This window comes from Agrococcus casei LMG 22410, from assembly GCF_900163565.1.
GTDB lineage: Bacteria > Actinomycetota > Actinomycetes > Actinomycetales > Microbacteriaceae > Agrococcus > Agrococcus casei.
Window position 1 is genome coordinate 139,994 of sequence record NZ_FUHU01000043.1, and the last position, 6,753, is coordinate 146,746.

Genomic DNA, 6,753 nt, shown 5'->3' on the forward strand with positions numbered 1-6,753 from the left:
TCGGGTCCTTACATAGCTGAGTGGAAAGTCCTCAGCGAGTCTACCCCTCTTGCGTCACCAGGATGCGCTTCTGCCAGTCCCAGCCCATCCACTCGAGTGCGGTGTCGCCGATGGGGTTCACGCCGCGACCCGTTGCGAGCGAGTGCCCGATGAGTGCATGCACGCACTTGACCCGGGTGGGCATCCCGCCGGCTGAGACGCCCGCGACCTCTTCTACGTGCCCGTGCACGTCGCGGTCGGCGATGTAGGCCTCGTGTGCGCGCTGGTAGGCGGCTGCAACGGGCTCGCTCTCGAGCAGCTCTGCAAGCTCGGCCATGCGTCCCGCCGCCTCGATGCGCGATGCGGCGATCGTGAGCTCGGGGTGGGTGAGGTAGTAGAAGGTCGGAAACGGCGAGCCGTCGGGAAGCCTCGGCTGCGTTGCGACGACCGCCGGCGACTCGTCGCCGTAGCGGGCTGCAACGCCCACGACGCCGCGCAGCTCGCGCCCCAGCTGCTCGCGCATGATCTCGGTGTCGCGCTCGGTTGCCGGCTCGATCATTCGCCCTCCACGATCACGGATGTGTCTGCAAGCTCTTCCTGCGTCTGCTCGGTGACGCCGGCGATGATGATCGACTCGAGCCCCACTGTGGCCCAGTCGACGCTCTCCTGCGTGAGCGAGTCGGACGTGACCGATGTGTCGTCGAGCGTCTCGAGGCCCTCGCGGTCATCGAGCACGGTGAACGCCTGCTCACCGGGCATCACGTAGTAGAGCCGGTCGCGAGCCTGCGCCTGCACGTATGCGGGATCGCTCCAGTTCGCGACCTCCTGCTCGAGCTCGTCGATGTCGGCATTGACCTCGTCGAGGTCGCCCTGCAGCTCGTTGATGCGTGCATTCTGCTCGATCAGCAGCGAGATCGACGGCGACAGGGTGAACGCGCCGACGAGCACGAGCGCCACGACGGTGAGGAACAGCCACGAGACGCGCAGCTGGCCCCTCGACTGCACCGCTTTGGTGCTCCCGGATGCCTTGTCTGCCATGAGGATCAGCGTACCGGCTCATGACAGCGGGGCGCCCGAATCGGACGCCCCGTGTCTGTGTGAGCTGCGTGCACTACGCGTCGAAGCGCGGGAAGGCCTCCCAGCCGGCGTAGTGCGCTGCGTCGCCGAGGTCTTCCTCGATGCGCAGCAGCTGGTTGTACTTCGCGACGCGCTCCGAGCGAGCGGGGGCGCCCGTCTTGATCTGGCCGGCGTTGACCGCGACCGCTATGTCGGCGATCGTCGTGTCTTCGGTCTCGCCCGAACGGTGCGAGATGACCGACGAGTAGCCGAACTGGGTCGCGATGCGGATCGCGTCGAGCGTCTCGGAGAGCGTGCCGATCTGGTTGACCTTGACCAGCAGCGCGTTCGCTGCACCCTTGGCGATGCCCTCTTCGAGGCGCTCGGGGTTGGTCACGAACAGGTCGTCGCCGACCAGCTGCACCTTCTCGTCGAGCGACTCGGTCAGGCTGACCCATCCGTCCCAGTCGTTCTCGTCGAGCGGGTCTTCGATCGACACGAGCGGGTAGTCGGCAACGAGCTTCTCGTAGTACGCGGCCATGTCTTCAGCCGAGCGCTTCTCGCCCTCGAAGCTGTAGGCGCCGTCGGCGAAGAACTCGCTGGCTGCGACGTCGAGGCCGAGCGCGATGTCGTCGCCGGGCACGAAGCCCGCCTTCTCGATCGCCTCCACGAGCAGGTCGAGCGCCTGGCGGTTGTTCGCGAGGTCGGGAGCAAAGCCGCCCTCGTCGCCGAGGCCGGTCGAGAGGCCCTTCTCCTTGAGCAGGCTCTTGAGCGCGTGGTAGGTCTCGGTGCCCCAGCGGAGGCCCTCGCTGAACGTCTCGGCGCCAGCCGGCAGGATCATGAACTCCTGGATGTCGACACCGGTGTCAGCGTGGGCGCCGCCGTTGATGACGTTCATCATCGGAACAGGCAGCAGGAAGGCGTTGGGGCCGCCGAGGTAGCGGAACAGCGGCAGCTCAGCGGAGTCTGCAGCGGCCTTCGCGACTGCAAGCGAGACGCCCAGAATGGCGTTCGCGCCGAGGTTGGCCTTGTTCTCGCTGCCGTCGAGCTCGAGCAGCATCGCGTCGAGGATGCGCTGGTCGTCAGCGGGGATGCCCTCGATCTCGTCGGCGATCTCTTCGTTGATGGCCTCGACAGCCTTCTGCACACCCTTGCCGAGGTAGCGCTCGGGGTCGCCGTCGCGCAGCTCGTAGGCCTCGAACTCGCCAGTCGACGCACCGCTCGGAACAGCGGCACGGCTGACCGTGCCGTCTGAGAGCAGCACCTCGACCTCGACGGTCGGGTTTCCGCGCGAATCGAGAATCTCGCGCGCCTGAACGGTTTCGATGAGTGCCACGGAGGCTCCTTCGCTCATTGCAGTGATTGCTGTGACCCAGCCTAGCGATCTGAGCGGAGCCTCCGACACGACTTGGGCCAATTCACCCGACATTCATCGAGGGCAGGCATCAGTCGAGCGGCTTGACCTCGATCGCGCTGGCGTCCGTGCTCGGCGTCACGAATGCGAAGTGGGTCGCACCGGCTTCTGCAATCTGCGCCATGACCGACTTCATGTTGTTCGTCTGCTTTGCGATCACAACCCGCTTGCCCTCTGAGATGAGAGCGCGCTTCGCCTTGATGAGCGCATCCGCCGACGAGCGCTTGTCGACGATCAGGCCGATGGTCTCGATGCCGTCGTCTTCGAGCTCGACGAGGTCGACGAGCCGCTCGAAGCCCAGCGAGATGCCGGCGGCAGGAACATCGGTGCCCGAGAAGCGTCCGATCATGCCGTCGTAGCGGCCACCGCCGCCGATCGAATACGGCAAGTCGGGGTGGGCGATCTCGTAGATCGCACCGGTGTAGTAGCCCATGCCCCGCACGAGCGAGGGGTCGAACTCGATCCGCACGCCGCAATCCGCCTCAAGCAGCTCGCGCACGGTCGCCAGCTGGTCTTCGTCGATGCCGTCAGGCACGCTGCCCGCCGCCAGCTCGTTGATGATCTGCATCACCCGCGCGCCGTCGAGGCCCATCTCGGCAAGCTCGGCCGTCACGCCGTCCGCACCGATCTTGTCGAGCTTGTCGATGGCGATGAGCGCAGAATCCTGCTTGTCGGCTGGCACGGATGCGGCGTCGAGCACCGCAAACAGCACGCGCCGGTCGTTCACGCGGATGAACGCGCCGTCGAGACCGAGTCGCCCGAGCGCGTCGCCGGCCGCCGTCAGCAGCTCGAGCTCGGCGCCGATGCCGGCTTCGCCGAGGATGTCGATGTCACACTGCATGAACTGGCGGAAGCGGCCCTTCTGCGGGCGCTCGGCGCGCCACACCGGAGCGATCTGCACAGCTCTGAACACAGGCGGCAGGCTTGCCCGGTTCGACGAGTGGAACCTGGCGAGCGGCACCGTCAGGTCGAAGCGCAGGCCGAGGTCGGCCAGGTCGATCGGGTCAGCAGCCTCGGCGAGGTCTTCGGCCGTGATGCCGCGCTTCATGACGCGGAACGTCAGCTTCTCGTTGTCGCCGCCAAGCCCCGAGTGCAGCCGTGCGACGTCTTCGACGACGGGCGTCTCGATCTCGGCGAATCCGTGCGCGGCGAACGCCTCGCGGATCGTCGAGAGCACGCGCTCGCGACGGCGCTTCTGAGCGGGCAGGAAGTCGCGCATGCCGCGCGGGGGAACGACGTGAGTTGCCATGCCGTTCATTCTTTCATTGCGGAGCACTTCGAGATGACAGTCGCTTCGCTTGCCCGCAAATGGCCGCGGCCTGTCATCGTGCTGCCGCAGCAGTGAGCCCCGGTGAGACAATGAGCGTGTGCTCTTCAACGACGACAGCCCGACCGTAGTCGCCTGGCGCACGATCGGCATTCTCGCGGCGCTGTTCGCCGAGGCCTGGAACATCGCCAACCTCACGGTCACCGGTGAGCGTGCCAGTGAGCACTTCGGCTACTTCACGGTGCACTCGAACATCCTGATCGCAGGAGTCTGGATCTGGATGCTGGTCCAGCCCCGCAGGCCTGCCTGGTTCGAGCAGCTGCGAGGGGCCGCCACCGCGTACATCGTGCTCACGGGACTCGTCTACGCGCTGCTCGTCGCGCAGCCCGAAGAGGTCTGGTCGTGGGACATCACGTTCACGAACCTCGCGCACCATCGCCTGCTGCCGGTTCTGGCGGCCGCCGACTGGCTGCTCGTGCGCTCTGCACAGCCGCTGCGCATCCGCCGTGCGTGGCTGTGGATGATCTACCCGATCGGATACCTCATCTGCTGCTGGATTCGCTGGGGCATCGACGGCTGGGTGCCGTATCCGTTTCTCGACCCAGCCACCAACGGTGTGCTCGGTCTGATCCCATCGACAGGCCAGGTGCTCATCGCGTTCATTGTGGGCATCTACGCCGTCGCGCTCATGTCGCGGGTTGCACATCCGCGAGTAGGGTCGGAGGATGTCTGACACCGAACCTGCCGCACCGCGCGCTCACGTCGCGCTGGCCCTCGTGCTCGATGCCGCTCTCGTCGTGGTGTTCGCTGCCATCGGCCGTGCCAGCCATGAGCGGGGCGTATTCGGTGACGGCGGCCTCGGTCTCGCGACGACCGCGTGGCCGTTTCTCGCCGCACTGGCCGTCGGGTGGGTCATCTGCCTCGGCTGGCGTCGCCCGTTGTCGATTGTGCGCACTGCCATGCCGGTGTGGGTTGTGACCGTCGCCGGCGGCATGCTGCTGCGTGCCGTGTCTGACCAGGGAACCGCCCTGCCATTCGTGATCGTCGCCACGGTGACACTGCTGGTGCTGCTGGTGGGGTGGCGGCTGATCGCCGCTGTCGTGCGACGGATGCGCGCTCGACCGACTGCACAGCGTTAGGGAGCGTCGCACCCCGGGTCAAGCGGAAAGTCGATGCAGTCCCCCCGCACCAGCCTGGTCTTGACCCAGTAGATGCTGACGGCTGCGTCACCCGTCTCGACCGTGACCGTGCCCTGCACCGGGACTTCTCTGCCGCCGACGTGCACCACTGCTGAGTACTCCACTGACGCGCTCACCACGTAGTCGCCGGTCTCGGTGTAGATGTGTGAGGTGTCGGTGGGCATCCACGGCTCGCCGTCGGCCCATGCATGACCTGGGGCTGTGTGGGTTTCGACCGTGCCGTCGCCATAGTCGACCGTGAACGAGACCAGCTGCCATGAGATTGTGACAGGGCGTCCCAGCACCGTGCCTGTGGACGTGTGCGCTTCGGCATCGGTGAACACATTCACCGGACGATTGACGATCCCCCACCCGTTCGGCTCGACGATGAGTTCTGAGGTCGAAGGCTGGAACTGCGCCACATCGCGCACCGTGATCACGACGGGATCCGTCGGAACCGTGTCGTCATACGGCTCGCGGTCAACCCACCGCTGAAACGCGCACTCACGCGGATCCGTGGCCGGGTCACAGCCGTAGTACGGGGCGTCGGGTGGGAGCTGGTCACTAGGGTCTGCAAACACGCCGTCGTCGTCTGACCCTGTGTCCGGCGGTGTTTGACAGTTGCCCTCCACGCCAACGACGACAGTGTCACCGATCACGCCAACACCGGGGTCGTTCCAGCCCAAGCATTCGTTCGCCTGCGGCAACGGGAAACCGAGTGTGAACCCCGGACAGAATGCGACCGCAAGGGCGATTGCTATGAACCGCACAGAGACTCACCGACCTTGTCTGTCTTCGTCTCGCTGTCGATCAGCAGCCTTGTCTCGTCAGGTGAAAGAAGCAGCGTTGCCGAACCGACTGACGTGTCGGGAGCATCTTCGCGTTTGATGTCTGTTCCTTCGGCGTCAAAGTAGTCAGCAGTCGTGTTGTCCAGGCAGATGTTCACCTCAACAGCACCTTCGTCGCCGCTTTGCTGTTTCGCGAGCTCGACCCCAATGAGGCTCTGTGCACCTTCGATGTACGCACCATCCGGCAGGTGCACATCGAAGATGCCCTGAATGGTGTCGCGGTAGTTCGCGGTTGTCCACTCATCGAGAGCCAAGTAGTTGTCGCTTCCAGACGCGCGCATCTCCTCCACGTCATCAAGCCAGCCCTGGTAGGAGCGGCGGGCTTCAGCAAGCAACTCCTCATCGGACATCGCTTCGAGATCGAGCACCTCCGGCATCTCCGATGGCGGGGGCGTCGGCAGTTCCATCGTCTCGGAAGGCACGGTCGCATCTTCACCCGCACATCCGATCGCAGACACCGCAATCGTCGCCATCAACCCAGCCGCTGCCAAAGCTCTCCATCGCATGCGCACAGCGTACAAACGCAGCCCAAACCGCCGCAGAAGTTATCCACAAGCACACCCGATATCACCCAATCTGCGGCAAATGCAGACCACCGGGCAGGTCATGTCACAGGTCCCCCGTAGTGTCGAAGACAAGACGAAAACGCAGACAAACACTGGGGAGGTGGCACCGCATGTTAGACGAGACGCGCATCGACAAGCTGCCCACCGAGCTGCTCAGCACCGGTGTATTTTCCGATGATCGCGGCGGGTTTATTGCCGGCGATGTCGGTGCCGAGTCGGTGGATCAGGCGCTGCAGTACTGGTCAGCGAAGTCGATGCTCTACGCAACCATGCGCACCTTGTCAGATCTCGATGCTGCGATCGAACAGCTGCAAGCCAACCGCGAGATCGTGCGCGCGCAATGCGCTGACTTGGCTGATGAATGCGCTGCGCAGCAGGTCAGCAGCCTCAACATGGCCCACGAAAATGAGTGGCAGCACATGACTTCCGTGCTGGCGGTCAATGG

General features: G+C 65.0%; 9 protein-coding genes. 3 read left to right on the forward strand and 6 right to left on the reverse strand.

The genetic code is table 11. The features are described from left to right. Positions 1–40 precede the first annotated feature (40 nt). The 4 genes from CZ674_RS11150 to hisS form a co-directional block, all read right to left on the reverse strand. Positions 41–538, reverse strand: coding sequence for a DUF501 domain-containing protein (locus CZ674_RS11150; protein ID WP_234988562.1), 498 nt, complete (start codon positions 536–538; stop codon positions 41–43). Further along, positions 535–1,017 (reverse strand): FtsB family cell division protein, encoded by a 483-nt coding sequence (locus CZ674_RS11155; protein WP_086992598.1) that lies wholly within the window; start codon positions 1,015–1,017, stop codon positions 535–537. Before CZ674_RS11155 ends, CZ674_RS11150 begins: the two co-directional genes overlap by 4 nt. A 73-nt stretch (positions 1,018–1,090) precedes the next feature. Further along, the gene (gene eno, locus CZ674_RS11160) at positions 1,091–2,371 is read right to left on the reverse strand and encodes a phosphopyruvate hydratase (protein WP_086992599.1); all 1,281 of its coding nucleotides are present in this window, start codon (positions 2,369–2,371) and stop codon (positions 1,091–1,093) included. A 109-nt stretch (positions 2,372–2,480) separates the two neighbouring features. After that, positions 2,481–3,698 carry a histidine--tRNA ligase gene (gene hisS, locus CZ674_RS11165; protein ID WP_086992610.1) on the reverse strand — a complete coding sequence of 406 codons (1,218 nt, stop codon included), beginning with the start codon at positions 3,696–3,698 and terminating at the stop codon, positions 2,481–2,483. A 118-nt stretch (positions 3,699–3,816) separates the two neighbouring features. Here hisS and CZ674_RS11170 point away from each other — a divergent pair, with 118 nt between their 5' ends. Both CZ674_RS11170 and CZ674_RS11175 read left to right on the forward strand, forming a co-directional pair. Further along, positions 3,817–4,449: a Pr6Pr family membrane protein gene (locus tag CZ674_RS11170; RefSeq protein WP_086992600.1), complete on the forward strand. Its 633-nt coding sequence runs from the start codon at positions 3,817–3,819 to the stop codon at positions 4,447–4,449. Next, a complete protein-coding gene (locus CZ674_RS11175; protein ID WP_086992601.1) occupies positions 4,442–4,855 on the forward strand; it encodes a DUF3054 domain-containing protein in 414 nt (137 codons plus the stop codon). The genes CZ674_RS11170 and CZ674_RS11175 overlap by 8 nt, the downstream gene beginning before the upstream one ends. Here the strand turns inward: CZ674_RS11175 and CZ674_RS11180 are convergent. Both CZ674_RS11180 and CZ674_RS11185 read right to left on the reverse strand, forming a co-directional pair. Further along, positions 4,852–5,553 carry a hypothetical protein gene (locus CZ674_RS11180; RefSeq protein WP_234988563.1) on the reverse strand — a complete coding sequence of 234 codons (702 nt, stop codon included), beginning with the start codon at positions 5,551–5,553 and terminating at the stop codon, positions 4,852–4,854. The genes CZ674_RS11175 and CZ674_RS11180 overlap by 4 nt on opposite strands. Before the next feature lie 98 nt (positions 5,554–5,651). Further along, positions 5,652–6,248, reverse strand: coding sequence for a hypothetical protein (locus tag CZ674_RS11185; protein WP_143244729.1), 597 nt, complete (start codon positions 6,246–6,248; stop codon positions 5,652–5,654). Between the two features lie 170 nt (positions 6,249–6,418). Between CZ674_RS11185 and CZ674_RS11190 the strand changes: the two genes are divergently transcribed. Next, the coding region (locus tag CZ674_RS11190) for a hypothetical protein (protein WP_143244730.1) at positions 6,419–6,753 on the forward strand (335 nt) is incomplete at its 3' end.